This window comes from Mesorhizobium sp. B2-3-5 (assembly GCF_006442395.1).
GTDB lineage: Bacteria > Pseudomonadota > Alphaproteobacteria > Rhizobiales > Rhizobiaceae > Mesorhizobium.
Window position 1 is genome coordinate 1 of sequence record NZ_VFVX01000054.1, and the last position, 24,867, is coordinate 24,867.

A 24,867-nucleotide genomic window follows, 5' to 3' on the forward strand; every position below is an offset into this window, starting at 1 on the left:
TGTTGCATCGCAGCCACAGTGACCTTCGCCCAGGGGAGTAGGGGAGTAGGGCAGTAGGGCAGTAGGGCAATGAGGCGGTAGGTGGAAGTCGAAAGTAGATCGGATGTCTCCTCGTGGACTGTCGTCCCTACTGCCCTATTGCCTTACTGCCTTGAGAGAAAACCAATGCTTGGACGTCTCAACCATGTCGCGCTTGCGGTGCCGGATCTGGCCGCCGCCGCCGCTGCTTACCGCAACACGCTCGGCGCCGAAGTGACGGAGCCGCAGGCTTTGCCGGAGCACGGCGTCACCGTGGTGTTCGTCAATGTCGGCAACACCAAGATCGAACTGCTGGAGCCCTTGGGCGAGGGCTCGCCGATCGCGGCGTTTCTCGCGAAGAACCCGGCTGGCGGCATGCATCATCTCTGCTACGAGGTCGACGACATCCTGGCCGCTCGTGACCAGCTCAAGGCCGCCGGCGCCCGCGTGCTGGGCGACGGCAACCCGAAGACCGGCGCCCATGGCAAGCCGGTGCTGTTCCTGCATCCGAAGGATTTCTTCGGCACGCTGATCGAACTGGAGCAATCATGAGCTGGGTTTCGTTCACCGCCCTGTTTTTCGCGACCTGGTGGGTGGTGCTGTTTGCCGTGCTGCCGTTCAGTGTCCGCACGCAGGATGATGATCACGACGTGACGCTGGGCACCGTTCCAAGCGCGCCGCGCGGGCCGCACATGCTGCGCGCCGTGATCCGCACCACCATCGTCACGGCCATTCTCATGGCCATCTTCTATGGCCTGACGCACGGGCTGGGATACAGCCTCAACGACATCCCGCACATCGTGCCGGATTTCGGACAGACTCCAGCGAAGTAGATCGCCTGGCAAGGCCGCTGCGGCTGCATCGAGATTGTGAGGATGCGGCCCGCGATGCTGCCGCGTTTTCGCGGCCATACACCTGCTGACGCGAGGTCATGTGACTTGGCAACTCATCGCGCTAACCGGGTGATTGCACAAAAAAAATGCAAGGCACAAGGCCTTGCAATTAAACGCGTCCGATCTGTTTCCGGTTTCCGGCGGCAGCGAGTAACCGCGCCTAGATCGCATCCTCCCAAGACTTTGACCGCGTAGGAGAGCAGATTTTTCTCTGCCCTCTCGGTTATCGCGGCACACTAGCCTAAGCCGAATGAAAATGTCACGAAGAATTTTGCCTCGAAACAGGCATTCTCGTGCTGCACTGCACAATAGTATGGCATGCTTTGCTTTCGAAACGACCAGCAAGGCATAGCGCAGCCTTTGCGGCATGTCCTGAATTGACGCGCGCAAAGAATTGAAGGCCAAGCCCCAAGACGTTCGGTGCGCTTCATTGCCAGCGCCGCCTGATCGGAAACCGAAGGATTCCGGCCTGAAGCGCGGCATTGTGCCGGTGTGGCCGGGTTTCCAATCCGTCATGAAATGGCTATGAAGCCGGGGCAAGCAAGCCTGCGTCGCGCCGATTCTGGCGTGGCCGTTCTCATTCACGGACCAGTCCATGCGTTTGTCGCGCTACTTCCTGCCCATCCTCAAAGAAAATCCGCGCGAGGCCGAGATCGTCTCGCACCGGTTGATGCTGCGTGCCGGCATGATCCGTCAGCAGGGGCAGGGCAGTTTTTCCTGGCTGCCACTCGGCAAGCGGGTGCTGGACAAGGTCTGCCAAATTATCCGTGAGGAGCAGAACCGCGCCGGCGCGCTGGAAATCCTGATGCCGACCATCCAGTCGGCCGATCTGTGGCGCGAAAGCGGCCGCTACAACGACTATGGCAAGGAGATGCTGCGCATCAAGGACCGTCAGGACCGCGACATGCTCTACGGCCCGACCAATGAGGAAATGGTCACCGAGATTTTTCGCGCCTATGTGAAGTCCTACAAGGATTTGCCGCTCAACCTCTACCATATCCAGTGGAAGTTCCGCGACGAGGTGCGGCCGCGCTTCGGCGTCATGCGTTCGCGCGAGTTCCTGATGAAGGACGCCTACTCCTTCGACCTCGACTTCGAGGGCGCGAGAGCCGCCTACAACAGGATGTTCGTGTCGTATCTGCGCACCTTCACGCGCATGGGCCTGCAGGCGATCCCGATGCGCGCCGACACCGGGCCGATCGGTGGCGATCTTAGCCATGAATTCATCATCCTGGCCGACACCGGCGAGAGCCAGGTTTTCTGCCATCGCGACTATCTTTCGCTTGCCGTGCCCGGCGCGAACACCGACTTCGCCAATGACGGCGAGATCGCTGATATCGTCAAGACGTGGACGACGCCTTACGCCGCAACCGACGAAATGCATGACGAGGCGGCCTGGGAAAAGGTTCCCGAGAACGACAAGGTTTCGGCACGCGGCATCGAGGTCGGTCACATCTTCCATTTCGGCGAGAAGTATTCAAAGCCGATGGGCGCCAAGGTGACCGGCCCCGACGGCAAGGATCATTTCGCCTCCGGCGGCTCCTATGGCATCGGGCCGTCGCGGCTGGTCGCGGCAATCATCGAGGCCAGCCACGACGAGAACGGCATCATCTGGCCGGAGGCGGTGGCGCCCTTCGACATCGGCCTGATCAACATGAAGGTCGGCGACGCCGACTGCGATCGCGTCTGCGACGAACTCAATGCCGCCTTCACCGCTGCAGGCAAGGATGTGCTCTACGACGACACCGACCAGCGGCCGGGCGGCAAGTTCGCCACCGCCGACCTGATCGGCCTGCCCTGGCAGGTGATCGTGGGCCCACGCGGCGTGGCCGCCGGCGAGGTGGAAATCAAGAATCGCAAGACCGGCGAGCGCGTAACGCTGCCGGTCGCTGACGCGAAAAAACGCTTCGGTGTCGCCGCATGAGCGAGGCGGTTGCGGCAAGATCGGCGGGCGCTGGTCCCTTTTCCATCTTCGAACGCACGGTTGCGTGGCGTTACCTCCGTTCGCGGCGCAAGGAGACGGTGATCTCGGTCATCGCCTCGATCTCCTTCCTCGGCATCATGCTGGGGGTGGCGACGCTGATCGTGGTCATGGCCGTGATGAACGGGTTCCGCGCCGAGCTTTTGACGCGCATCCTGGGCGTCAATGGCCACCTGATCGTGCAGCCGCTCGATTCGCCGCTCGAGGACTATGCCCAGGTCGCCAGCCGCATCAACGGCGTGGCCGGCGTCAAATATGCTCTCCCATTGATCGATGGCCAGGTGCTGGCGCAAGGCAATGTCGGCGGCGGCTCGGGCGCGCTGGTGCGCGGCATTCGCGGCGAGGATCTCGGCAAGATCGCGATCGTCGCCGGCAACATCAAGCAGGGCTCGATCGCCAGCTTCGATAGCGGCGAGGGCGTGGCCATCGGCAAGCGCATGGCCGAGAATCTCGGCCTGACGCTGGGCGACACCATCACGCTCATCTCGCCGGAGGGCGACGTGACGCCGCTTGGCACGACGCCGCGCATGAAGGGCTACAAGATCGCGGCGATCTTCGAAGTCGGCATGTCGGAATATGACAGCTCCATCGTCTACATGCCGTTCTCCGAGGCGCAGCTCTATTTCAACATGGACGGGCGTGCGCAGACGATCGAGATCTATGTCGACAATCCCGACGATGTCGACGCGCTGAAGCCGAAGATAGAGGAAGCGGCGCAACGGCCGATCGACCTCGTCGACTGGCGCCAGCGCAACGAGACCTTCTTTTCCGCGCTTCAGGTCGAGCGCAACGTCATGTTCATGATCCTGACGCTGATCGTGCTGGTGGCGGCACTCAACATCATCTCCGGCCTTGTCATGCTGGTGAAGGACAAGGGGCACGACATCGCCATCCTGCGCACCATGGGCGCCTCGCGCGGGGCGATCCTGCGCATCTTCCTGATGACGGGAGCCGCGATCGGCGTGACAGGCACCATCGCCGGCGTGCTGCTCGGTGTCGTCATCTGCCTCAATATCGAATCAATCCGTCAGTTCTTCTCCTGGATGACCGGCAAGGTGCTGTTCAATCCGGAGCTCTATTTCCTCAGCCAGCTGCCGGCGAAAATGGATCCGCGCGAGACGACCTATGTCATCATCATGGCGCTCGGCCTCTCCTTCCTGGCAACGGTGTTCCCGGCATGGCGGGCGGCCCGTCTCGATCCGGTCGAAGCCTTGAGGTATGAGTGATGGCCGAGGCCATTATCGAGCTGAAGAGCGTCGAGCGGCATTATGTCCAGGGGCCGCGCAAGCTCACCATTTTGAACGGCGCCGATTTTTCGCTGCGGCGCGGCGAGATGGTGGCGCTGGTGGCGCCATCAGGCACCGGCAAGTCGACACTGCTGCATACGGCCGGCCTGCTGGAGCGTCCCGATGCCGGCGACGTGATCCTGTCGGGCCGGGCCTGCGGCCGGCTGTCCGACGACGAGCGCACGGCGATCCGCCGCAACGATGTCGGCTTCGTCTATCAGTTCCATCACTTGCTGCCGGAGTTTTCCGCGCTGGAAAACATCATGATGCCGCAGCTGATCAAGGGTTTGCCGCGCAAGGAAGCGGCTGAACGCGCGGCGCAGTTGCTCGACTACATGCAGATCGGCAAGCGCGCATCGCACCGGCCCGCCGAGCTCTCCGGCGGCGAGCAGCAGCGTGTCGCCATTGCGCGTGCGGTTGCCAATGCGCCGCTGGTGCTGCTGGCCGACGAGCCGACCGGCAATCTCGACCCGGTCACCGCGTCCTATGTCTTCGAGGCACTGGAGGCGCTGGTCCGGCAATCAGGCCTCGCGGCGCTGATCGCCACTCACAATCACGAGCTGGCATCGCGCATGGACAGGCGCGTCACGCTGGCCGACGGCAAGGTTGTCCCATTGTAGGCTGCGCAATAATGCGCGATGGCGTGTCTGGCCGCCTGTGGTTCGCACACCCGGCTCGTGTTATCGTAAGCTCTGGGAGACGGCGGACGCGCCGTGAGCGCCCGCCCGCTCCCCATTGTGGGAGGAACCAATGGCTTACTACGTGCTGCTCTCGAATTTCACAGACCAAGGTATCAAGAGCATAAAGGATACTCAGAAGCGTGCCGAGGCCTTCAAGGCGATGGCCAGCAAAAGCGGCGTCAAGGTTCACACCCTGTTGTGGACACTTGGCCAACATGATGTCGTGGCGATTGCCGAAGCCGACGACGACATTGCTGCGACGGCATTATCCCTGTCGATCGCATCGCTGGGCAACATCAGAACTCAGACTCTGAGAGCGTTCGATACGGCGGATATGGCCAAGGTAATGGCAAAGATGGCCTGACCAGTGCCGTGCTGCCGTGCGCGAGCAATCGAAGCCGGCGCCGTAAGTTGGAGATAGAAGGAAATTTTGCACCTCGGCTGGCAGCTACCGGCCGCCCAAATGGTGCAGCGGCAATCGGCCGCGACAGCCACTTCAATGGCAAAGGCATTCATGCCGTCCGGTTAGAGCGGTTTACAGTTTCACAGAAACGGTGAACTGCTCTAACTCTTTGACGCAATTCCAGGAAAACCGTTTGACACTTTTCCTGGAATTGCCTCAAGCTCTTTGTTTTGACGCAATTCCGAACGGAAAACCGTTTCACACTTTTCCTGGAATTGCTCAGGTCACCGCGCCTCTCATCAATGGGTTGAAGGCCTCCTACTTGCGGCGGGCTTGATGCTGGCAATCGCAGCCGCGACTTCCCGGTCATCGGGAACTGCCCGGCTGTAGGTGTGAAGATCGCTTGCCGCGGAGTTGAGATCACCAAGGGCGAGACGCGCCATGCCGCGCTGCTTCAGCGCGGCCAAATTGCCGGGGTCCTGGGCAATGGCGAGAGAGAGGTCCTCGACAGCCTCACTCGCACGGCCGGCTTCCATCTTGATCCTCGCACGTTCGACCATGAACCCTGCATTGTTGGGATCGAGGGAAATTGCTCGGTCGAAATCGCTCAAAGCAGAAGCAAACTGTTTCAGGTCTTCAAAAACAAGACCACGGCTGTGATAGACAAAGGCTTTGTGCGGCGCCAAGTCTATTGCGTGATTGGCGTCCGCGAGTGCTTCCTGATAAAGGCCGAGGGATCGCAGGGCGGCCATACGATTGTCGACGTAGCCAGCCACGGTCGGATTCGCCACGATGAGGCGTGAGAAATCTTTGACAGCTTCGGAAAATATTCCGAGTTGCATGAGCGCATTGCCCCTTCGAAGAAGAAGGCGATTGGTCATCTCCCCGCCAGGTCGGCCTCTCAATGCAATCGAGCAATAGTAGACCTTGTCGTTCGGTGTCTTCGAATGAATACAGCGCTCTATTTCGGCGTTGGAGGCTTTTGCGTCCGAAGTGCCACTAAGGAAAGCGACCGGGATCAGTCCCATCGCCAAAATTCCAAAAACCCGCCAAGTCATCACGAGACTCCCCATAGCCACACACGCGAATATCATGAGAGATTTGCCAGTGACGAGGGTACTTTGATGGGAAGAATGCATCGAACTCCCCAAAGTCGTCTGGCACATCGGACAGGCCGATCCCGATTGAGCGCGCGGCCAGCGGGTGATGGGCAAGGGAAAATACGGTGGTGCCAATCAGGCTGACCGTTGGCGAAAGCGCATGAGACAAGGCCGCCGATGGCGACTTTCCCGCAGTGGTGTCACATGGGCACTGGTCGTGTTGGGATTGCGATCTGTTCCGCCTTGATCGCACTGAAGGCTCATTGGCGGCTCTCAGGATAGGGTGATCATCATCCCGATAAACTCGCCGGGCGAAGACCCCAACAACCTCGAAGCCCGGCGAGCCTACAACCTGATCAGAGTACGCAATCAGGACCGGGATCAACCGGCAACACCTACAGAGCAAGACGGATGCCAGCGCCTTCGTCTTGAAATGAGACAGGAAGCCTGGTGGCGCGACGCAATTGTCAGAACCATCCGTCGTCGTCATGCGCCATGTCGGCGCGACAGCCTTTGAACGGTCTGCTGGCACCGCTTTGTCAAACGACCTTCCGGACCGGTTAACCCTTCACTAACTGTGTCAAATTCTCCTCCTATCCCCCTGCGCTCGGTCGTTGACATTCGAACAAAATTAGAACAAAATACGAACATACAAACAACAGGAGAGAGTTATGACCGATCTGGTTCAGGATGTCGTCTCGCTTGTCTGCATGAGCACATTCCTCATTTCCATGGCGATCTGGATCGGAGCCATGTGAACTGGCGGCGTGCCGTCGCTGTTTCCTTGATGGCCAGGGACCGCTTCGCCCGTTAAGTCTTTCTTGCCGCCCCGACGTTAGGGTGCCCTGAAGGCAGGGAGCAACGTCCAGGTGTCGCCGATCGTTACGGCCATTCTCGTGGCCAGCAATCTCGGGCTGATCTTTCTCTTGATGACCGTGCCGCTTGGTTTGCGCACGGTCAGGGTGAGCCGCGTGATTGCCATGGACCGCCAGCGCCTCTGGCAAGCGCTGTGGCCACTTGGCAGCGATGGCGGCTGGTCCGGTGAAATCCTGTCGGCCGAAGCACTGGACGGGGAGGGCGTGGCCCGCATCATGCTGTCGTGGGAAGGCCGCGACGGCAAGCCGATCGAGCGAAGGTCAAGGTTTGAGGACGTTGTCGAGGGCAGCCGCTTTTCGATGCGCGTCATCGAGGATACCGCGCTCGATAGTTCTTTCTGGAAGGACTATCGGGAGACCACCGAGCTGGTTTCCGAGGGGCATGGCACAAGGGTGACCCTTGGCCGGACCGACCGCTACCGCGGCATCGCCTTCCTGGTGTTCCGTTACTTCGCCATGCGACGCGAGCTCTCCAAGCTGCAAGGCTGGGCGACGACCGGGCGTTATCGCAAAGGCGGCTGGTTCGAGCATCCGCTGAGCCAGATCGGCTTTGCGGTGCTGTCGGCATTGATCCTGTGGCCGTTCTTCGGTCTCCATCTTGGCGGGCTGGCGCTGGCCGCGATCCTGACCTCGGTCGTGGCCTTGCACGAGCTCGGCCACATGGCGGCGTTCCGGCTGATGGGACACCGCAAGGCGCGAATGATCTTCATCCCGCTGCTCGGCGGCATCGCCATTGGCGGCCGGCCCTACAACAGCCGGTTCGAAGTGGCCTTCGTGGCATTGATGGGGGCGGGGTTCTCAGCCTTCCTGGTGCCGATCGTCATTGCCGGCAGCGCGCTTGCCGGCGCCGAGGGGCACAAGGCCGCCGCCGCGCTGCTCGCGGCGCTGGCGGGCTGCGCGGCCCTGTTCAACATCGCCAATCTGGTGCCGGTGTGGAAGTTCGATGGCGGCCAGGTGCTGCGCCAGATCTGCCCCGGGCCGATCGCGCTGGCGCTGGCCTCGTTCTTCCTGCTCTCGGCATTCTTGATGCTTGGCCGGCAGGCCGGTTTCTCGTCCGGCTTCCTGCTCGCCGCCGGGGCAGTCTTTTCGATCCTCAGCCTGCTGACCATGGGCAGCGGGGTGAAGCCGCGCCACGAACTGGAGCCGATCCGCACGGTCGACCGCTTCGCTATGGCGGGCGCGCTGCTGGCGGTGTTCGTCATCCATGGCTGCGGCGTCCTGTGGGCGTCGGCGCAACTGATCTAGGCAGGTTCCCGGCCGGGAAGATTCAACCGGCTTTGCGAGCCTCTTCGGCGGGCATAGCCGCGGCGGGACCGAAGACGTCCTCGAAAGCGGATTTCAGCGCCAGATCGAGGTCCCCCATTGTCACGGGAAGACCAAGGTCGACGAGACTGGTGACGCCATGGTCCTGCACGCCGCACGGCACGATGCCGCCGAAATGGCCGAGGTCCGGCTCGACATTGATGGCGATGCCGTGGAAGCTCACCCAGCGCCGCAGCCGGATGCCTATCGCGGCGATCTTGTCCTCGGCCGGCGAGGCGTCCGGCAGGGCAGGGCGATCCGGCCGCACCACCCAGACGCCGACACGGTCCTCGCGCCGTTCGCCGCGCACGTTGAAGGCGGCGAGCGTGCCGATGATCCACTGTTCGAGCGCGGCGACGAAGGCGCGAACGTCCTCTCGGCGCCGTTTCAGGTCGAGCATGACATAGGCAACCCGCTGGCCGGGCCCATGATAGGTGTATTCGCCGCCGCGACCGGCCGAAAACACCGGAAAGCGATCAGGATCGATCAGGTCCTCGATACGGGCGCTCGTGCCGGCGGTATAGAGCGGGGGATGTTCGACCAGCCAGACCATTTCTCCGGCCGCTCCGCTGCGGATCGCCTCGGCGCGCGCCTCCATGAAAGCCAGCGCATCGGGATAGGCGGTGAGGCCAGGCTCGACCAGCCATTCGACCGGCGCCGAACCGGGGAGCGGCAGGAACGACGTGGCGATCTGGCTGCGTTCTGGCATGGCTTCTCGTTTTTTCGCTTGTGCATCCCACGGGTCAAGCCCGAAGCATGTGTCCGGGCGACATGCATCCGCTCTCCATATGGCGATATCGGGCGTAAACGTCCAGTTGCGGGCGCTCATTCCAATCCTGTGGACCGTTATGCCAATCGCTTGAGATTATTGCTCGCCACGCACTTGTTTCGCCGGAAACGATTTGCTACACGCCGCGAGCCGGTCGGTTCCGGCTCCTACCACGTGCGGTCGTGGCGGAATTGGTAGACGCGCAGCGTTGAGGTCGCTGTGGGGCAACCCGTGGAAGTTCGAGTCTTCTCGACCGCACCAAAATTTCCCCAAGTGTTTGTTGGACGAAACTTCGAACCGAAGCGGCCGTCGGCGCGTCGTCGTCTCCGCAGGCCAAACAGAAGCAGCGGCAGGCTCTAAGGATTGCGCCGCCTTTTCCCGCGCCAATTTGCCGAAGGCCGAGATGACAGCGCCGGCATGGCCCATGCCGGCCTTTTGGGGCGGAAAGGCTGGCGCTATGGGCGGTTGGCCCTGGACGATGATGCAATGTGACGAAGTGGCCCGGCAGAAATCCTGCCTATCCCGTCCACCCCAGGCCAGCCGAGATACAATTGATCGATACGAGCAGAGCGTCGGTCGCCCGCTTTTGATCCGCTGTCCCGATCTTTGACCTGACTTCGCGCAGCAGTTCGACCTGCAGCCGGTGAATGTCATCCATCTGCCGCCGCAGATTGTCGAAACGCCGCTTGAACATCGGAAAGCGGGCGGAAAGATCGCCTCCCGTGAGGTCACCGATAAGGCGCCGCGTCAACTCGTATTCGGCGGCGATGCGGGCGTAGATTCGCCCAGCCGCTTGGCTGTCGGACACCAGGCCGGCGTAGAGCCGCGCGATCCCCATGTCGGACTGGTAAAGCGTCTTTTCGGCCTCGTCGACGATCAGGCGGAAGAAGCGCGAGTGCTCGAACATGCGGGCCAGAAGCTCGCGCCCGGCCTCGCCGCGCACCGCGACGAACGAGCTGAGTGCGCTGCCGATGCCATACCAGCCGGTCAACAGGTGCCGGTTCTGGCTCCAGGCGAACACCCAGGGAATGGCGCGCAGGTCGGCAATGCCGCTGGCGCCGAAACGGCGATCCGGCCGTGAGCCCATTTTCAGGAGCGCCAATTCCGCGACCGGGCTCGCCTGGTTGAAATAATCGAGGAAGCCCGGCTCGGCCATCAACCTGGCATAGGATGCCTGCGACATGCCCGCCAGCGCTTCCAGCGCTTCGTCGAACTCCGGCGTTTCCTTCGGCACGACATCGCCCGCCGATCCGACACTATGGGCCAGTACGCCGGCGGCGAGAACCTCGAGCTGGTTGAGGCCGGTGCCGCGATTGGCGAATTTCGACGATACGACCTCGCCCTGCTCCGTCACCCGCATGGCTCCGGCAACGGTGCCTGCCGGCTGTGCCGCGATTGCCCGGCCGGTCGGCGCGCCGCCACGACTGACAGAGCCGCCGCGACCGTGAAAGAAGCTGATCCTGACCCTATGCTTACGGCCGATGGCAGCGAGGCGCTTTTGCGCTTTTGCCAGTTCCCAATTGGAGGCCAGGAAACCGCCGTCCTTGTTGGAATCCGAGTAGCCAAGCATGATCTCCTGGCGCGCGCCGAAATCCTGCACCGTCCGCCTCACCAGCGAAACGCCGAGCAATTCGTTCAGGATGACGGGTGCTGCCTGCAGATCGGCGATGGTCTCGAACAATGGCACGATCCGCAGCCTGATTGCGCCGCCGCCACCAGGCGCGGTTGAAAGTCCGCAATATTGGGCCAGTAGATAGACCGCGAGCAGATCGTCGGCCGAGCGGGTCATACTGAGAACGAAAGAGCCGAAGGCGTCGGCATCCGAGCTGGAGATCTGCTCGCGGATGACGGAGAATGTCGAAAGCAGTTCACCTGCTTCCGGCGAAAGCCGGCCTGTGTCGATCTCCAGCCGTTCGCCCCCACTTAAGGCCGCGCGAATGCGCGCCGACCATTGCGGTGTGCCGGCCGCGACCGGATCTGTGGGATTTGTCAGCGCAAACAGCTCGGCCAGCACCCGGTTGACGACCGTGGAGTTCTGCCGGATGTCGAGCGAGACGGTACGGAAGCCGAAGCTTCCGACCTGCCAAAGCAGGGGCTGCACGAAACGCCTGGCTACCGCGCGCCCTCCAATCGCTTCGAGAACGCATGACAGGCTGTTCAGATCGGCACGAAACGCCTCCGCCGAGAGGTACGCCGCCGTGCCGCCGTCTCGCGTGGCCTCCAGCCGGGCAAGCAAGGCCGAAGCGAACTGGCGAAGCGGTTCGTCAGGGTTGCGGGTGGCGATCTCTCGCGCCTGTCCGCTTTTATCAAGCGCCGTTTGCAGCACCGGCTTGAAGCTGGCCGGCAGCTCAATGACGTTCGAGCTGGCGCTGAGCACCGTCACCAGCCGCTGCACCTGCGTCAGATACCAGCCTATGGCGGTATTGCGGTACTCGGCCACGGCATGGACGGTGACCGCGGCCGTCACGTTTGGATTGCCATCGCGGTCGCCGCCGATCCACGAGGCATAGCGCATGAAAGAAGGGATTCTGATCGGCTCTCCCGGATAGTGACGCTGGAAAGCGCCTTGAAGCTTGCCGTAAAGCTGCGGCGTTGCCTCGAAGATGACTTCGCGAAAGAAATGCAGGCCCCAGGCGATTTCGCGTTCGACCGTCGGACGCTCCAGCCGCAGTTCGCCCGTCATCCACAGAAGCTCGATCTCGCTTTCCAGATCGGCGACCAACAGGTCGCGTTCGCCCGGCGCCCAGCGCGGCTGGTCGAGTTCGGTCAGCTTGCGATAGATACGGCGGTGGATTTCCAGAACCGTGACGCGTTTGGCCTCTGTCGGGTGCGCGGTCATGGTCGGGCCGACGCAAAGCTCATCGAGCGCCGCCTGGACTTCCTCCGCCGAGTGGCCGTTCGCCGCCATCTGCGCGATCACGCTGGCGAACGACCCGGGCACTTCGTCGACGCCGGCGCCTTGTTCGAGTTCGCGACGCGTTCGCATGGCAAGCAACTCGTCGGCAATCGTCAGCAACTGGAACCACACGCCGCTCGCCTGAAGTGCCGGGATGCGCTGCTCCGCGGCAAGCGAGACAAGCGACCTGCGTCCGCTTAGAACAGCGGCGATCTCGGGCTCACGCGCGCTTGCGACCTGAAGCAGCAGGCGCAACAAAAGGCTGCGCTCGTCCTCACGAAATCTGATGCGCCTACTCTGTTCCAAATCAGTTTCCTGACCCGTCCATCGATTGCCACTGTGGCCGCGCCCTTGGAGCGGTTCAGTGACTGCATGAGACGCTGAACCGCTCCAAGTATTTGTTTTTATGCACCGCTTGCGTTCGCGCTATGCGGTCTTCGGCCGCTTGGCCATCAAGCCGCCTTCTTTATGCGTGCCAGCGTGTCGGCCACGACCTCGCCGAAGGAGGATGGCGTCGGCACGATGACGACGCCGGCCTCTTTCAGGATTTCGACCTTCTCCTGCGCCGACTCGCCGAAGGCCGAAATGATGGCGCCGGCGTGGCCCATGCGGCGGCCTTTCGGCGCCGAAAGGCCGGCGATATAGGCGATCAATGGCTTGCGCATGTTGTCGCGCGCCCAGATCGCGGCTTCGGCTTCCTGCGGCCCGCCGATCTCGCCGATCATGACCACGGCATCGGTCTCGTCATCCTGCTCGAACAGCCTCAGAATGTCCTTGAAGGACGAGCCGTTGATCGGATCGCCGCCGATGCCGACGCTGGTCGACACACCAATGCCAAGCGCCTTCATCTGCGAGGCGGCCTCGTAGCCGAGCGTTCCCGAGCGGCCGACAATGCCGATGCGGCCGGGCAGGTAGATCGAGCCGGGCATGATGCCCATCAGCGCCTGTCCCGGCGTGATGATGCCGGCGCAGTTCGGGCCGACCAGCCTCATGCGGTCCTCGAAGCGGTAGCGGCGCATGTAGCGCTTGACCTGCATCATGTCCTGCGAGGGGATGCCGTCGGTGATGCAGACGCAGAGTTTTATCCCCGCATCCGCCGCCTCCATGATCGAATCGGCGGCGAAGGGCGGCGGCACGAAGACGATGCTGGCCTCGGCGCGGGTTTCGCGCACCGCGCCCTTGACCGTGTTGAAGACGGGCAGGCCGAGATGTGTCTGGCCGCCCTTGCCGGGGGTGACACCGCCGACGAGCTTGGTGCCATAGCGCTTCATGTCCTCGGCGTGGAAGCTGCCGATCTTGCCGGTGAAGCCTTGCACGATAACGCGCGTGCTGCGGTTGAGCAGGATTGCCATGGTTTCGACCTCCCTCAGGCTGCTTTTTTCTCATTGGCCGCACGCCACGCGGCGACGGCCTTTTCGGCGGCTTCGGCCAGCGTATCGGCGACGATCACCGCCTCGCCGGAATCGGCCAGGATGCGGCGCCCTTCCTCGGCCTTGGTGCCGGAGAGCCGCACAACCAACGGCACGGTGACGCCAACTTCACGGATCGCCTTGACGACGCCTTCGGCGACCCAGTCGCAGCGATTGATGCCGGCGAAGATGTTGACGAGGATGGTCTCGACATTCTTGTCGCCAAGCACGGCGCGGAAGGATTTCGCCACCCGCTCGGGCGAGGCGCCGCCGCCGATGTCGAGGAAGTTGGCCGGCTCGCCGCCGGCGATCTTGATCATGTCCATGGTCGCCATCGCGAGGCCGGCGCCATTGATGATGCAGCCTATGTTGCCGTCGAGGCCGACATAGGAGAGGCCGCGGTCGCTGGCGAAGGTCTCGCGCGGGTCTTCCTGGCTCTTGTCGCGCAGCTCCGAAATTTCCGGCCGGCGGAACAGCGCGTTCTCGTCGAACGACATCTTGGCGTCGAGCGCTACCAGATTGCCGTCGCGGGTCACCACCAGCGGATTGATCTCCAGCATGGAGGCGTCGTAGTCGCGGAACACCTGGTAGCAGCTGAAGATGGTCTCGGTCGCCTTGCCGATAAGGCTGTCCTCCAGCCCGAGCCCGAAGGCGATCTCGCGCGCCTGGAAGCGCTGCATGCCGACGCCGGGATCGACGGTCGCGCGGATGATGGAATCAGGTTTTTTCTCGGAGATGTCCTCGATCTCCATGCCGCCGGCGGCGGAGGCCACGATCATGACGCGTTCTTCCTTGCGGTCGAGTACGAAGCCGAGATAGAGCTCCTGGGCGATGTCGACCGCTTCTTCCAGATAGAGCCGCGAGATCAGCTTGCCGCGCGGACCGGTCTGCTGGGTCACCAGCTTGCGGCCGAGCATCGCTTCGGCGGCGCTCGAGATCTCCTCGTCATTCGTGCACAGCTTGATGCCGCCGGCCTTGCCGCGGGCGCCCGAATGAACCTGCGCCTTCAGCACCCATTTGCCGCCGCCGATCTCGCGTGCCCGGTAGGTCGCCTGCTCGGGGCTGTAGGCCAGCCCGCCGCGCGGCACATGCACCCCGTGACGGGCGAGCAGTTCCTTGGCCTGATATTCGTGGATGTCCATTGTTGTCCTCCCGTTACCGTCAATGCGTGGCGGCGCGCGCCTGGTCGGCGCGTTCGATGGCTTCGTTGACCACCAGGACGTTCCTCGCCATGCGCTCCGACGCGGCGTCGATCATCTTGCCGTCGAGGGCGGCCGCTCCCTTGCCGAGCGCCTCGGCCTCCTTCAGCACTTCGAGGATGCGCCTGGCGCGCGTCACCTCCTTTTCCGGAGGCGAGAAGACGTCGTTGGCGAGTGCGATCTGCGAGGGGTGGATCGCCCATTTGCCTTCGATGCCAAGGGCTGCGGCGCGCCTGGCTCCAGCGACATAACCCTCCGGATCGGAGAAATCGCCGAACGGTCCGTCGATGGCGCGCAGGCCGTATGCCCGGCAGGCGACCGTCATCCGCGACAGGGCGAAATGCCATTGGTCGCCGGGATAGTCGGGATTGAGGCCGCCGATGTTGACGGTGCGCGCCTTGCAGCTTGCCGCATAGTCGGCGACGCCGAAATGCATCGCCTCCAGCCGGCCGGGTGTCGCGGCAATGGCCTCGACATTGGCCATGCCGAGCGCGGTCTCGATCAGCGCTTCGAGACCGACGCGGGTCTTGAAACCCTTGGCCATCTCGATCTGGTTGACCATGGCCTCGACCATATAGAGGTCGGCCGGCACGCCGACCTTCGGCACCAGGATGGTGTCCAGGCGGTCACCGGCCTGTTCCATCACGTCGACCACGTCGCGGTACATGTAATGGGTGTCCAGACCGTTGATGCGCACCGAGACGGTCTTGCCCTTGGCGCGCCAGTCGATGTCGTTCAGCGCCTGGATGATGTTCTTGCGGGCGCGTTCCTTGTCGGGTGGTGCGACGGCATCCTCGATATCGAGGAAGACGAAGTCGGCGGCGCTGTTCGCCGCCTTGTCGATCATCTCCGGGCTGGAGCCGGGAACCGCCAGCTCGCTGCGCTGCAGCCGCAATTTCTTGAGGTGGTTGATGGTGTGGCTCATCGTCGGCTCCCCCTTATGCCGCTTCGGCGACCGGCACCTGCGCCGAGGCGCGGAAGTGCTGGATGGCCGCGCCGACGCCGGAGCCCGGCGCCAGCCGCACGCCGCAATCGAGCAGCGCCATTTCGGCCGCCGACAGCGAGGCAAGCACCATCACCTCGTTCAGCCAGCCGAGATGGCCGATGCGGAAGACCTTGCCGAACACCTTGTTGAGGCCGCCGCCGAGCGACGTCTGGTAGGTGCCATAGGCGCGCTTGACGACGTCGCCGCTGTCGATGCCTTCCGGCACCAGGATGGCGCTCACCGTATCGGAATGCCATTTCGGCGCCTTGGCGCAGAGTTTCAGGCCCCAGGCGTCGACCGCCTTGCGCACGCCTTCGGCGAGACGATGGTGGCGGGCGAAGATGGCGTCCAGGCCTTCGTCCTCGATCAGGTCGAGCGAGGCACGCAGGCCGCGCAGCAGCTGCGTCGCCGGCGTGTAGGGGAAATAGCCGGCATCGTTGGCGCGGATCATGTCCTCGAAGGAGAAGAAGCAGCGCCGGTGGGTGGCGGTTCTCGAAGCGATAAGCGCCTTTTTGCTGACCGACAGGAAACCGAGACCTGCGGGCAGCATGAAACCTTTCTGCGAGCCGCTGACCGCGCAGTCGACGCCCCATTCTTCCTGGCGGAAGTCGATCGAGCCGATCGACGACACGCCGTCGACGAAGAGGAGGGCGGGGTGGTTTGCCTCATCGAGCGCGGCGCGGCAGCCAGCGACGTCGCTCGTCACGCCGGTCGCCGTCTCGTTCTGCGTGCAGAAGACGGCCTTGATGCGGTGCGTCTTGTCGGCCTTCAGCCGCTCCGCGTAAAGCTCAAGCGGCACGCCGGTCCCCCATTCGCAGTCGATGACATCGACTTCGAAACCGAGGCGCTCGGCCATGTCGACCCACAGATGCGAGAACTGGCCGAAGCGCGACATCAGCACGCGGTCGCCGGGGCTGAGCACATTCGTCATCGCCGCTTCCCAGGCGCCCGTGCCCGAGGATGGGTAGATGAAGACGCGGCCGGTCTCGTTCTTGAAGACTCGTTTGATGTCCTCGAACAGTGGCAGCGTGAGATCGGGGAAGGACGCGGCGCGCATGTCCTCCATTGGCAGGTTCATCGCCTGCCGGACCTGTTCGGGGATGTTGGTCGGCCCCGGAATGAAAAGATGGGTGAAACCGGCCATGATGCGAACTCCTCCTGATCAAGCAACGCGGTGACGGGGAGTTTCGTTTCGATGGCGAATGGAAGCCACACCTTGGCGGGTAAGATCTTGCCGCGTGCGGGTGGGACTGGCCTACCCGTTTGGCCTACCCGAAAGGCTGTTTCTGGGTACGCTTCTCGCGCGCATAGAGCGCAACGGCCATCGCCCGGTTGCGGACGTCGAGCTTGTCGTAGAGATTCTTGAGATGGTATTTCACCGTGTTCTCGGAAATGCCCGTCCGCGTTGCGATCTGCAAATTGGTCCAGCCGTCGGAGAGCACCGCCAGCAATTCGCGCTCGCGGACCGTGAGCTGCGCCAGCGGCGTGTCGTTGACCTTGTTGATGTCGATAAAGGGGATGCAGATGCGCCCGTGGGCGACGGCCAGGATCGTCTCGAAGATGATGGCCGGATCGTCGAATTGGAAGCAGTAGCCCTGGGCTCCCAGCCGCACGCACTGTTTCAGGATGCCGATGTCATGGTCGTTTGAAAACACCGTGACGCGCACATCGAGCTTGCGGTCCTGGACCTCGGCCAGAACATCCGCGCCATCCATGTCGGAGAGCTTCCAGCCGATGACGGCGACATCGAATTCGCCCGCCATTGCCAGCTCCAGGAAATGCTTGCCGCTTTGCACAGAGGCGAGAAGTTCGAAGCGGCCGTCGCATTCCAGCATTTCGCGCAAGGCCGATATGACGAGCGGATTGCGTTCGGCGACGACCACGCGAACGCGCCGCTCTTCGATTGTCTTGTTCGGTGTCTGCGAGCTGATCTTCAAGGGCTTCCGGCTGTTCGGGTTACGGCCTGGGCGGTCCAGCCAATGCGTGGACCTGCATCATGACAATTCTGCCCCAATTGCATAGGGGTGCTCTTTCCCCTGCGACATGCACTGTCGCGCCGCCTGAAGGTCAAGCGCAACTTGTTCTCGTGAATTCGACAGGGTCCGGGCTCGACTGCCAGCACCGCATCGGCGCAAATCATCGTCAATGGAAATGTCCGTTTCGTTCAGGATTTCCATGAGTTAGAGCAACAAGTTGCGAACTCGAATCATGCTGTGGCTCTATCTTTCTTTTGTTTCAGCGTCGGACCCAAAACCGGTTTCCACTTTTCAAGATCATGGTCTAGACCTGACAGGCACCTTTTCGGGATTCTGATGGCGGGAGGCGCTGGTGGAAGGCCAGGACAAGCAGACGACCTCCGCCAAGGCGGCTGACGAGGTCCACGCCGACATCTATGGCGAGGACGGCGCGGTGCTTTCGTCCTTTCTTGCACAGATCGGGGCTGCGATCGCCGACCGCGATACGCTGACCCTCAAGCGTGAAGTCGATCATCTGCACCAGTCGGAACTCGGCGACCTGATCGAGGCGCTGCATCCCGAACAAAGGCGGGCTCTGGTCGAACTCCTGGGCGCCGATTTCGACTTTTCCGCGCTGACCGAAGTCGACGAGGCGATCCGCATGGAGATCGTCGATAACCTTCCCAACGCGCAGATCGCGCAAGCGGTGCAGGAACTCGATTCCGACGACGCGGTCTACATTCTCGAAGACCTTGAAAAGGAGGACCAGGACGAGATCCTGTCGCAGCTGCCGTTCACCGAACGGATCAGGCTGCGCCGCTCGCTGGACTATCCGGAAGAGACCGCCGGACGGCGCATGCAGACGGAGTTCGTCGCGGTGCCGCCGTTCTGGACCATAGGCCAGACCATCGATTACATGCGCGAGGACAAGAACCTTCCCGATCGCTTCAGCCAGATCTTCGTCATCGATCCGACCTTCAAGCTGTTAGGAGCCATCGACCTCGACCAGATCCTGCGCACCAAGCGCGCGGTCAAGGTCGAGGAGGTCATGCACGAGACGCGCCACGCCATCCCGGCCACCATGGACCAGGAAGAAGCGGCGCGGGAGTTCGAGCAGTACGACCTGCTTTCGGCCGCCGTCGTCGACGAGAACCAGCGGCTGGTCGGCGTGCTGACCATCGACGACGTCGTCGACGTCATCCAGCAGGAAGCCGAGGAAGACCTGTTGCGCATGGGCGGTGTCGGCGACGAGGAGCTTTCCGACACCGTGCTTGCGACCTCGCGTTCGCGCGTTCCCTGGCTGCTGGTCAACCTTGTCACGGCATTCCTGGCGGCATCGGTGATAGGCCTGTTCGACCACACGATCGAGCGGATCGTAGCGCTCGCCGTGCTGATGCCGATCGTGGCCGGCATGGGCGGCAATGCCGGTTCGCAGACCATGACCGTCACCGTGCGGGCGCTGGCGACCAAGGACCTCGATATCTACAATGCCGCCCGCATCATTCGCCGCGAAGTGGGTGTGGGCTTCATCAACGGCATTGTCTTTGCCGTTCTGATCGGCATCGTCGCCGCCGTCTGGTTTCGCGATCCCAATCTCGGCGGGATCATAGGAGCCGCCATGATCATCAACATGTTCGCGGCCGCACTAGCCGGCATCCTGATCCCGCTGCTGCTCGACAGGTTCAAGATCGACCCGGCCGTGGTGTCGGCGGTTTTCGTCACAACCGTCACCGACTGCGTCGGCTTTTTCGCTTTCCTCGGCCTTGCAAGCTGGTGGTTCGGCGTCAGGTAGCTGTCTCAATTGACTTTTACGTAAATGCCGTGCGAGGCTTGCATGGGGTGCCGCGTCGATTCCGGCGAGGCGAGGGTTGGTTCGGGACAGAAGGCGGCGCATGACGATCGCCCGGGATTCCGGCACGGAGTGACAATGCGGGAATATTATTCGATCACCGAACTGACCCGCGAATTCGACGTGTCAACGCGGACGCTGCGCTTCTATGAGGATGAGGGACTGGTGCAGCCCGTGCGGCGTGGGCGCACGCGGCTGTTTCGCCCGTCCGACCGCCATCTCATCCGGCAGATCATGCGCGGCAAAAGGCTCGGCTTCTCGATCAACGAGATCCGCGAGATCATCCAGATGTATAAAGAGCCGCCGGGCGAGGTCGGGCAGTTGAAGCTGATGATCAAGCGCATCGAGGAAAAGCGCGAGGACCTCCGGCAAAAGCGCCGCGACCTCGAGGAGACGCTGGCGGAACTCGACCAGGCCGAGGAATCCTGCGTCGAGCGGCTGGTGGAACTGGGTGTGAACACGTAAACCCGCTCTCAGCGGGAGACTTCAGCATTCGTCCAGGCCAACTTTCGCAGACGTTCGAGATTTGCCGGAGCCCCCCGAACTTTGTCATCCTTGGGCGTAGCGACGCGAAGCGGAGCGAAGACCCGAGGAGCCATGCTGTGACCTTGATCGTAGAGTGCCACGGGGCAGAATTCTGAACCGTTGCAAACGCCTTAACGTCACGGCATGGATCCTAGGGTCTGCGCGCGTCGCTTCGCTCCTTGCTCCGCCCTAGGATGACGAGACGAAGCAAAGCATCGGGTTCCGGCCAAACGCCACCAAGATGACCGGTCTGGCGGCCAAGGTCACTTGACGGCATTACAGAGCCTGGCGACGCTGCCTCAAATCCAGCGTCGCACCCGTTTGGTGTAGTCGCGGTATTTCTTGCCGAACTTCGCCGCCAGGATCTTTTCCTCGCCCTCGATCGCGACCTTCTGCGTAACGAACGCTGCGATGAAGGCAAACAGGAAGAACCAGGCTATCCCCGAGACGAAGGCGACGCCGATCAGCATCAGGGTGAGTGCCAGGTAGATCGGGTTGCGGGTGATGCCGAACGGGCCCGAGGTGACGAGATGGTCCGGCAGGGCGGTGGGGCTGAGCGTGGTCTTGGCCCGCATCATGGCGCGGATGGCGGTGACCCAGAGCGCCGCGGCGCCGAACAGCGCCACCCAGCCGGCCGCGAACAGGATGTCGCCCAGAAGATCGTCGATCCAGGGCAAGGGATAGAGCATGCCGAGGATGACGCTGATGGCGATGGCGGCGGCGTAGATCACCGGTGGCCAAGGGATCATTCCGGGCTTCGGCTGGCTGTCGGTCATTGCGTCCCTCCCTCCGTCATCTTGTCCTCGGTCTTGCCGGTGCACATGCCGGCAAGATCGGACAGATGGGCTCTCCAGTCCGCAGTCTGGTCGTTGTTGTAGAGCCGATCAAGAGAGGCTTCGCCTTCGAGCGTATCGAGCATGCAGCCGCAATAGCTCGAACAGAAGGTTGCGTTGCGCGTCTGCTCGCACGAGCGCTGGCAGGTTTTCAGGAAATTGACCTGCGGGGTTTCGACCTCGGCCGGCATCACCTGCGAAAACAGCCAGACACAGCCAATCAGCAGCGGCTGGTGGATCAGATAGAAGGCGAGGCTGTGGCGGCCGATGAAGACCAGCGGGTTGGCCCAGCGACCGGGCATCAGACTCGCCAGGCGCGTTCGCATGCCGGAGGAGGTCATGAGCTTCGTCGTCCCGATGCCGATGAGCACCGCACCGAACCATGGAAACAGCGGAACGTAGTCGTTGGAACGCGGATTGATCGCCGACAGGCCGATCCACCACAGCCAGGGATGATCCAGGGCCTCGAAGCGCAGGTAGACGGGCGCGGCTATGATCAGCGCGGCAACGACAAGCGTCAGCAGCGCGGGCAGCCGCAGGAAGGCGAGGCCAAGCAGGCTGGCGAGCGCGATCTCATGCAGGATGCCGAAGAAGATGAAGCCATCGGGCGTGGCGATGCGTGTGACGACCGAAATGGCGATCGCCGCGCCCGCGATCATGGCGAACCGCTTCCAGAAGCCGTTCCAGCGGATCTGCTTGCCATGGGCGAGGTAGAGGCTGACGCCGACCAGGAACAGAAAGGTCGAGGCGATGCAGCGGGCGTAGATCTTCCACCAGCCGAAGGCGGTGAGGCCGGGATCGGTATAGCCGAAGAACTCCAGGTCCCAGGTGAAGTGATAGCTCGCCATGGCCAGCAACGCGATGCCGCGCACGACGTCGATGGCGACGATGCGCTTCGATGGCTCCGGAATGGGTGCGGTCGGCGTATGGATGGTCATGGTCTCGCGATCTGATTCAGCCCGCTTGAGGACTATCACGGTTCAACCAGACAGAAGAAGGCCGGGACCGTCGGCATAGCGCCGAGCCGCGCCGGCCGTTTGGGATCCCGCTTTAGGCCAGCGCCGGAAAGCCTTTGACCAGCTTCGTTTTTCACCGCACGCGCGTCGGTTTCCTCTTATTGGCACTGAAATCGCCAAGGCAGATTTGGTCGGTGATTCTGCTTTGGGGAAGCGATGTCCACCCATGTGCGCCATCCGATCTGGCTCCCGGCCCTCAAGGCCGCGGATGCGCGCACCTTCGCCTCGCTGTACGCGGTCGAGTCCTTCGCCCGCGCCACGGTGTCGAGCGTCATCCCGATCCAGGCCTACGAGATCCTGCACAATGAGCAGATCGTCTCGATCCTCTATACGATCGTTGCGCTGCTCGGCCTGTCGGTAACCTTGTTCATGCCGATGCTGATCCGCCGCTTTGCGCGGCGCTGGGTCTACACCGCCGGCGCCTGCCTGCTCGCCATCGGATCGCTGTTCTTCGTCACCCATACGCTTGCCGGACAACTGGCCGGCATGCTGTGCCGGGTCATGGGCGCCAGTGCGCTGTCGATCACGCTCAACCTCTACATCATGGACCACATCCGCAAGACCGACTTCATGCAGGCCGAATCGCTTCGCATGGCGTGGTCGATGTTCGCCTGGACCGGCGGGCCGACACTCGGCATCTTTCTTTACGCGCATTTCGGCATCTATGCCGCGCATGGTGCGGTGGCGGTGTTTGCCACGATCTTGCTGGCGCTGTTCTGGTTCTACCGGCTCAGCGACAACCAGTCGATCCAGCCGGGCAAGACGCGTCCGGCCAATCCGCTCGCCAATATCGGCCGCTTCATCGCACAGCCCAGGCTGAGGCTCGCCTGGCTGATCGCCTTTGGCCGCTCCTGCTTCTGGACGACGTTCTTCGTCTACGGACCGCTGTTCATGGTCATCACCGGGCAGGGCGATCTCGCCGGCGGTCTCCTGGTCTCGGCCGGCAACGCGCTTTTGTTCATGGCGATCTTCTGGGGCAAGGCCGGCAAACGCTTTGGTGGCCGCAAGACCATGACCTTCGCCTATTTCGCCATGTCGGCCACGCTTCTGGCGGCAGGCACGGTCGGCGAGAGCGCCCCGCTGCTCACTGGCGCCTTCCTGCTGTGCGGCGCCTTCTTCACCATTGCGCTCGACGCGCTGGGTTCGACCGCTTTCATGCGCTCGGTGCGCACCTATGAGCGCGCGCAGATGGCCGCGGTCTACCGCACCTATCTCGATTTTTCCGAGCTGACACCGCCGCTGGTCTATTCCGTCGTGCTGGCGTTCTTCGGGCTTGGCTCGGTATTCGTGACCCTCGGCCTGCTGGCGGCGTTTTGCGGCTTCGTGACCTGGCGATATCTGCCGAAGTCGCTTTAGCCGGCCTTCAGAATTCGCTCTGGCGGACATCTGTCGCGATTTTGGGCTTCCGCGTCCAAGTAGGCCGATGACGGCAGCGTCGGTTCAGCCCGGGCAAGGCCGTTGTAAGGAGCGCGCTCGCTGCCACCGGGCTGCATGGCTGGCTTCCTGTGAAGACGGAAGCCGCCACCCGGCCAGCGGAATTGTCAAATACGGTACAAGCGACTGATCTCGATATGGCGCATTCACAATGATCACCGGCGGAATTGGGTTTGCCGGACGCGTCGATTCTGCCTATAGTCCAAGCTGTCGTCGGTTCCGTTTGGAGCCAAGAGGGAATGCGGTGCGGGCTCGAGTTGTTGCCCAATGCCGTGGCTGCCCCCGCAACTGTATGCGGTAGTCCTCTCCATAAGCCACTGAAGATTTTTCTTTGGGAAGGTGGGGAAGGGCGCTGATCCGCGAGCCAGGAGACCTGCCGGCGACAGGAAACTGACTTCGATGCCCTCGGGTGGAGGGTGAAAGGACAAGACATGAATACCGCTTCCGTCTCCCTCGGCGCCTCCGTCTCCTCGCAGTCGCGCCTCACGCAGCTTGCGCTCGCGGCGCTGCTCGGACTCTTCGTTGTTGGCTTTGTCGGCTTCTCGCATATCGATGCGGTCCACAATGCCGCCCACGATTACCGTCATTCGATGGCGTTTCCCTGCCACTGACGAGGATCTGACATCATGAACCTATTTCGCAACGTCGTGTTCATCGCGGCGATCGCAGGGCTCGTGGCTGGCGTCGTTCTCGCCTGTATGCAGGCCTATGCCACCGTGCCGCTGATCCTCAAGGCTGAAGTCTATGAGCAGGCCGGCGGCGGCCACCATCACGACCACGCCGCGCCGGCAGCAGCAGAGACCAACGCCATGAGCTCCGCCGTGCCGGCACCGGCTGAAGCAGCCGCCCCGGCGGAAGACGAAGGCTGGGCTCCGGCCGACGGTTTCGAGCGTTTTGGCTTCAGCGTGCTTGCCAATATCGTCACCGGTGTCGGCTTCGCGCTGGTCCTGGTCGCGGTCTCGGAATTCGCCGGCGGTATCGGCAACTGGCGCCAGGGCGTGTTCTGGGGCCTGGCCGGCTTTGCCGTGTTCACGTTGGCGCCCGGCCTCGGCCTGCCGCCGGAACTGCCGGCCACGCCCGCGGCTGACCTCATGCAGCGCCAGATCTGGTGGGCGGCGACCGTGGTCGCGACCTCAATCGGACTGGGCCTAATCGCGTTCCGCAGATCGCTGCCGCTGACCATCCTTGCCGTCCTGCTGATCATCGCTCCACATGTCATCGGCGCGCCGCAGCCCGACAGTTTCGAGACGCCGATCCCGGAGGGCCTGCATCATCAGTTCGTGGTGGCGGTGACGCTGACCAATCTGGTGTTCTGGCTGGTGCTCGGCGCCGCCGTCGGCGTGGTGCGCGGACGCTTCACCGGCACCGCCACCAGCCTGCGCGACAGCTTTGCCTGATCGCAGCAAGCTGACCTTCATCATCGGTGGTGCGCGCTCCGGCAAGAGCCCGCACGCCCAAA

The 24,867-nt window shown here is 62.8% G+C and carries 22 protein-coding genes, 1 tRNA gene and 1 riboswitch; of the genes, 13 read left to right on the plus strand and 10 right to left on the minus strand.

Translation table 11 applies throughout. The features are described 5' to 3' along the window. Nucleotides 1-165: 165 nt before the first annotated feature. The 6 genes from mce (at nt 166) to FJ958_RS29830 (ending at nt 5,222) form a co-directional block, all read left to right on the plus strand. Nucleotides 166-570: a methylmalonyl-CoA epimerase gene (gene mce, locus FJ958_RS29805; RefSeq protein WP_140749191.1), complete on the plus strand. Its 405-nt coding sequence runs from the start codon at nt 166-168 to the stop codon at nt 568-570. After that, nucleotides 567-851 carry a DUF1467 family protein gene (locus FJ958_RS29810; protein WP_140749194.1) on the plus strand — a complete coding sequence of 95 codons (285 nt, stop codon included), beginning with the start codon at nt 567-569 and terminating at the stop codon, nt 849-851. Before mce ends, FJ958_RS29810 begins: the two co-directional genes overlap by 4 nt. Before the next feature lie 655 nt (nt 852-1,506). Next, nucleotides 1,507-2,835 (plus strand): proline--tRNA ligase, encoded by a 1,329-nt coding sequence (gene proS, locus FJ958_RS29815; protein ID WP_140749197.1) that lies wholly within the window; start codon nt 1,507-1,509, stop codon nt 2,833-2,835. Beyond that, a complete protein-coding gene (locus FJ958_RS29820) occupies nt 2,832-4,118 on the plus strand; it encodes a lipoprotein-releasing ABC transporter permease subunit (RefSeq protein WP_140749200.1) in 1,287 nt (428 codons plus the stop codon). Before proS ends, FJ958_RS29820 begins: the two co-directional genes overlap by 4 nt. After that, nucleotides 4,115-4,798, plus strand: a complete 684-nt coding sequence (locus FJ958_RS29825) for an ABC transporter ATP-binding protein (RefSeq protein ID WP_181165635.1) — start codon at nt 4,115-4,117, stop codon at nt 4,796-4,798. Before FJ958_RS29820 ends, FJ958_RS29825 begins: the two co-directional genes overlap by 4 nt. Before the next feature lie 130 nt (nt 4,799-4,928). After that, the gene (locus FJ958_RS29830) at nt 4,929-5,222 is read left to right on the plus strand and encodes a GYD domain-containing protein (protein WP_140610489.1); all 294 of its coding nucleotides are present in this window, start codon (nt 4,929-4,931) and stop codon (nt 5,220-5,222) included. 338 nt (nt 5,223-5,560) lie between these two features. On the opposite strand, the gene FJ958_RS29840 is transcribed toward FJ958_RS29830, so the two are convergent. After that, entirely contained in the window at nt 5,561-6,319 is a 759-nt protein-coding gene (locus tag FJ958_RS29840; protein ID WP_181176573.1) for a tetratricopeptide repeat protein, read from the minus strand. Between the two features lie 911 nt (nt 6,320-7,230). Here FJ958_RS29840 and FJ958_RS29845 point away from each other — a divergent pair. Beyond that, nucleotides 7,231-8,481: a site-2 protease family protein gene (locus tag FJ958_RS29845; RefSeq protein ID WP_140749206.1), complete on the plus strand. Its 1,251-nt coding sequence runs from the start codon at nt 7,231-7,233 to the stop codon at nt 8,479-8,481. 22 nt (nt 8,482-8,503) lie between these two features. Here FJ958_RS29845 and lipB read toward each other — a convergent pair whose 3' ends face one another. Beyond that, nucleotides 8,504-9,247, minus strand: coding sequence for a lipoyl(octanoyl) transferase LipB (lipB, locus tag FJ958_RS29850; RefSeq protein WP_140749209.1), 744 nt, complete (start codon nt 9,245-9,247; stop codon nt 8,504-8,506). A gap of 236 nt (nt 9,248-9,483) precedes the next feature. On the opposite strand from lipB, the gene FJ958_RS29855 reads away from it, so the two are divergent. Further along, a tRNA-Leu gene (locus FJ958_RS29855) sits at nt 9,484-9,568 on the plus strand. Between the two features lie 256 nt (nt 9,569-9,824). Here FJ958_RS29855 and FJ958_RS29860 read toward each other — a convergent pair. From FJ958_RS29860 to FJ958_RS29885, 6 genes are all read right to left on the minus strand, one after another. Beyond that, complete coding sequence (locus FJ958_RS29860; RefSeq protein WP_140749212.1) at nt 9,825-12,509, minus strand: phosphoenolpyruvate carboxylase; 2,685 nt, start codon at nt 12,507-12,509, stop codon at nt 9,825-9,827. 146 nt (nt 12,510-12,655) lie between these two features. After that, nucleotides 12,656-13,555: a succinate--CoA ligase subunit alpha gene (sucD, locus tag FJ958_RS29865; protein WP_140749215.1), complete on the minus strand. Its 900-nt coding sequence runs from the start codon at nt 13,553-13,555 to the stop codon at nt 12,656-12,658. A 14-nt stretch (nt 13,556-13,569) separates the two neighbouring features. Continuing rightward, entirely contained in the window at nt 13,570-14,754 is a 1,185-nt protein-coding gene (locus FJ958_RS29870) for a malate--CoA ligase subunit beta (RefSeq protein WP_140749217.1), read from the minus strand. Nucleotides 14,755-14,773: 19 nt separating this feature from the next. Continuing rightward, entirely contained in the window at nt 14,774-15,736 is a 963-nt protein-coding gene (locus FJ958_RS29875; protein WP_140749219.1) for a CoA ester lyase, read from the minus strand. 13 nt (nt 15,737-15,749) lie between these two features. Then, nucleotides 15,750-16,940 (minus strand): aminotransferase class V-fold PLP-dependent enzyme, encoded by a 1,191-nt coding sequence (locus tag FJ958_RS29880; protein ID WP_140749222.1) that lies wholly within the window; start codon nt 16,938-16,940, stop codon nt 15,750-15,752. A 124-nt stretch (nt 16,941-17,064) separates the two neighbouring features. Beyond that, nucleotides 17,065-17,733 carry a response regulator transcription factor gene (locus tag FJ958_RS29885; protein WP_140749225.1) on the minus strand — a complete coding sequence of 223 codons (669 nt, stop codon included), beginning with the start codon at nt 17,731-17,733 and terminating at the stop codon, nt 17,065-17,067. A gap of 391 nt (nt 17,734-18,124) precedes the next feature. Here FJ958_RS29885 and mgtE point away from each other — a divergent pair, with 391 nt between their 5' ends. After that, nucleotides 18,125-19,543 (plus strand): magnesium transporter, encoded by a 1,419-nt coding sequence (gene mgtE / locus FJ958_RS29890; protein WP_140749228.1) that lies wholly within the window; start codon nt 18,125-18,127, stop codon nt 19,541-19,543. A 135-nt stretch (nt 19,544-19,678) separates the two neighbouring features. Next, entirely contained in the window at nt 19,679-20,065 is a 387-nt protein-coding gene (locus FJ958_RS29895) for a MerR family DNA-binding transcriptional regulator (RefSeq protein WP_006203215.1), read from the plus strand. Nucleotides 20,066-20,424: 359 nt separating this feature from the next. On the opposite strand, the gene FJ958_RS29900 is transcribed toward FJ958_RS29895, so the two are convergent. Further along, nucleotides 20,425-20,901, minus strand: a complete 477-nt coding sequence (locus FJ958_RS29900) for an isoprenylcysteine carboxylmethyltransferase family protein (RefSeq protein WP_140749231.1) — start codon at nt 20,899-20,901, stop codon at nt 20,425-20,427. Beyond that, a complete protein-coding gene (locus tag FJ958_RS29905) occupies nt 20,898-21,896 on the minus strand; it encodes a DUF1624 domain-containing protein (RefSeq protein WP_140749234.1) in 999 nt (332 codons plus the stop codon). Before FJ958_RS29905 ends, FJ958_RS29900 begins: the two co-directional genes overlap by 4 nt. Nucleotides 21,897-22,130: 234 nt before the next feature. Between FJ958_RS29905 and FJ958_RS29910 the strand changes: the two genes are divergently transcribed. From FJ958_RS29910 to FJ958_RS29920, 3 genes are all read left to right on the plus strand, one after another. Further along, entirely contained in the window at nt 22,131-23,330 is a 1,200-nt protein-coding gene (locus FJ958_RS29910) for an MFS transporter (RefSeq protein WP_140749237.1), read from the plus strand. Between the two features lie 275 nt (nt 23,331-23,605). Then, nucleotides 23,606-23,804: riboswitch (cobalamin riboswitch) on the plus strand. Between the two features lie 35 nt (nt 23,805-23,839). After that, nucleotides 23,840-24,019 carry a CbtB-domain containing protein gene (locus FJ958_RS29915; RefSeq protein WP_140749240.1) on the plus strand — a complete coding sequence of 60 codons (180 nt, stop codon included), beginning with the start codon at nt 23,840-23,842 and terminating at the stop codon, nt 24,017-24,019. 15 nt (nt 24,020-24,034) lie between these two features. Next, nucleotides 24,035-24,805, plus strand: coding sequence for a CbtA family protein (locus tag FJ958_RS29920; protein WP_140749243.1), 771 nt, complete (start codon nt 24,035-24,037; stop codon nt 24,803-24,805). The last annotated feature ends 62 nt before the right edge of the window (nt 24,806-24,867 follow it).

What these genes read in the sequence shown, in the direction of transcription:
- mce (WP_140749191.1), top strand. Translation starts at nt 166, where the DNA reads ATGCTTGGACGTCTCAACCATGTCGCGCTTGCGGTGCCGGATCTGGCC.
- FJ958_RS29810 (WP_140749194.1), top strand. Translation starts at nt 567, where the DNA reads ATGAGCTGGGTTTCGTTCACCGCCCTGTTTTTCGCGACCTGGTGGGTG.
- proS (WP_140749197.1), top strand. Translation starts at nt 1,507, where the DNA reads ATGCGTTTGTCGCGCTACTTCCTGCCCATCCTCAAAGAAAATCCGCGC.
- FJ958_RS29820 (WP_140749200.1), top strand. Translation starts at nt 2,832, where the DNA reads ATGAGCGAGGCGGTTGCGGCAAGATCGGCGGGCGCTGGTCCCTTTTCC.
- FJ958_RS29830 (WP_140610489.1), top strand. Translation starts at nt 4,929, where the DNA reads ATGGCTTACTACGTGCTGCTCTCGAATTTCACAGACCAAGGTATCAAG.
- FJ958_RS29840 (WP_181176573.1), bottom strand. Translation starts at nt 6,319, where the DNA reads ATGACTTGGCGGGTTTTTGGAATTTTGGCGATGGGACTGATCCCGGTC.
- lipB (WP_140749209.1), bottom strand. Translation starts at nt 9,247, where the DNA reads ATGCCAGAACGCAGCCAGATCGCCACGTCGTTCCTGCCGCTCCCCGGT.
- sucD (WP_140749215.1), bottom strand. Translation starts at nt 13,555, where the DNA reads ATGGCAATCCTGCTCAACCGCAGCACGCGCGTTATCGTGCAAGGCTTC.
- FJ958_RS29870 (WP_140749217.1), bottom strand. Translation starts at nt 14,754, where the DNA reads ATGGACATCCACGAATATCAGGCCAAGGAACTGCTCGCCCGTCACGGG.
- FJ958_RS29875 (WP_140749219.1), bottom strand. Translation starts at nt 15,736, where the DNA reads ATGAGCCACACCATCAACCACCTCAAGAAATTGCGGCTGCAGCGCAGC.
- FJ958_RS29880 (WP_140749222.1), bottom strand. Translation starts at nt 16,940, where the DNA reads ATGGCCGGTTTCACCCATCTTTTCATTCCGGGGCCGACCAACATCCCC.
- FJ958_RS29895 (WP_006203215.1), top strand. Translation starts at nt 19,679, where the DNA reads ATGCGGGAATATTATTCGATCACCGAACTGACCCGCGAATTCGACGTG.
- FJ958_RS29900 (WP_140749231.1), bottom strand. Translation starts at nt 20,901, where the DNA reads ATGACCGACAGCCAGCCGAAGCCCGGAATGATCCCTTGGCCACCGGTG.
- FJ958_RS29905 (WP_140749234.1), bottom strand. Translation starts at nt 21,896, where the DNA reads ATGACCATCCATACGCCGACCGCACCCATTCCGGAGCCATCGAAGCGC.
- FJ958_RS29910 (WP_140749237.1), top strand. Translation starts at nt 22,131, where the DNA reads ATGTCCACCCATGTGCGCCATCCGATCTGGCTCCCGGCCCTCAAGGCC.
- FJ958_RS29915 (WP_140749240.1), top strand. Translation starts at nt 23,840, where the DNA reads ATGAATACCGCTTCCGTCTCCCTCGGCGCCTCCGTCTCCTCGCAGTCG.
- FJ958_RS29920 (WP_140749243.1), top strand. Translation starts at nt 24,035, where the DNA reads ATGAACCTATTTCGCAACGTCGTGTTCATCGCGGCGATCGCAGGGCTC.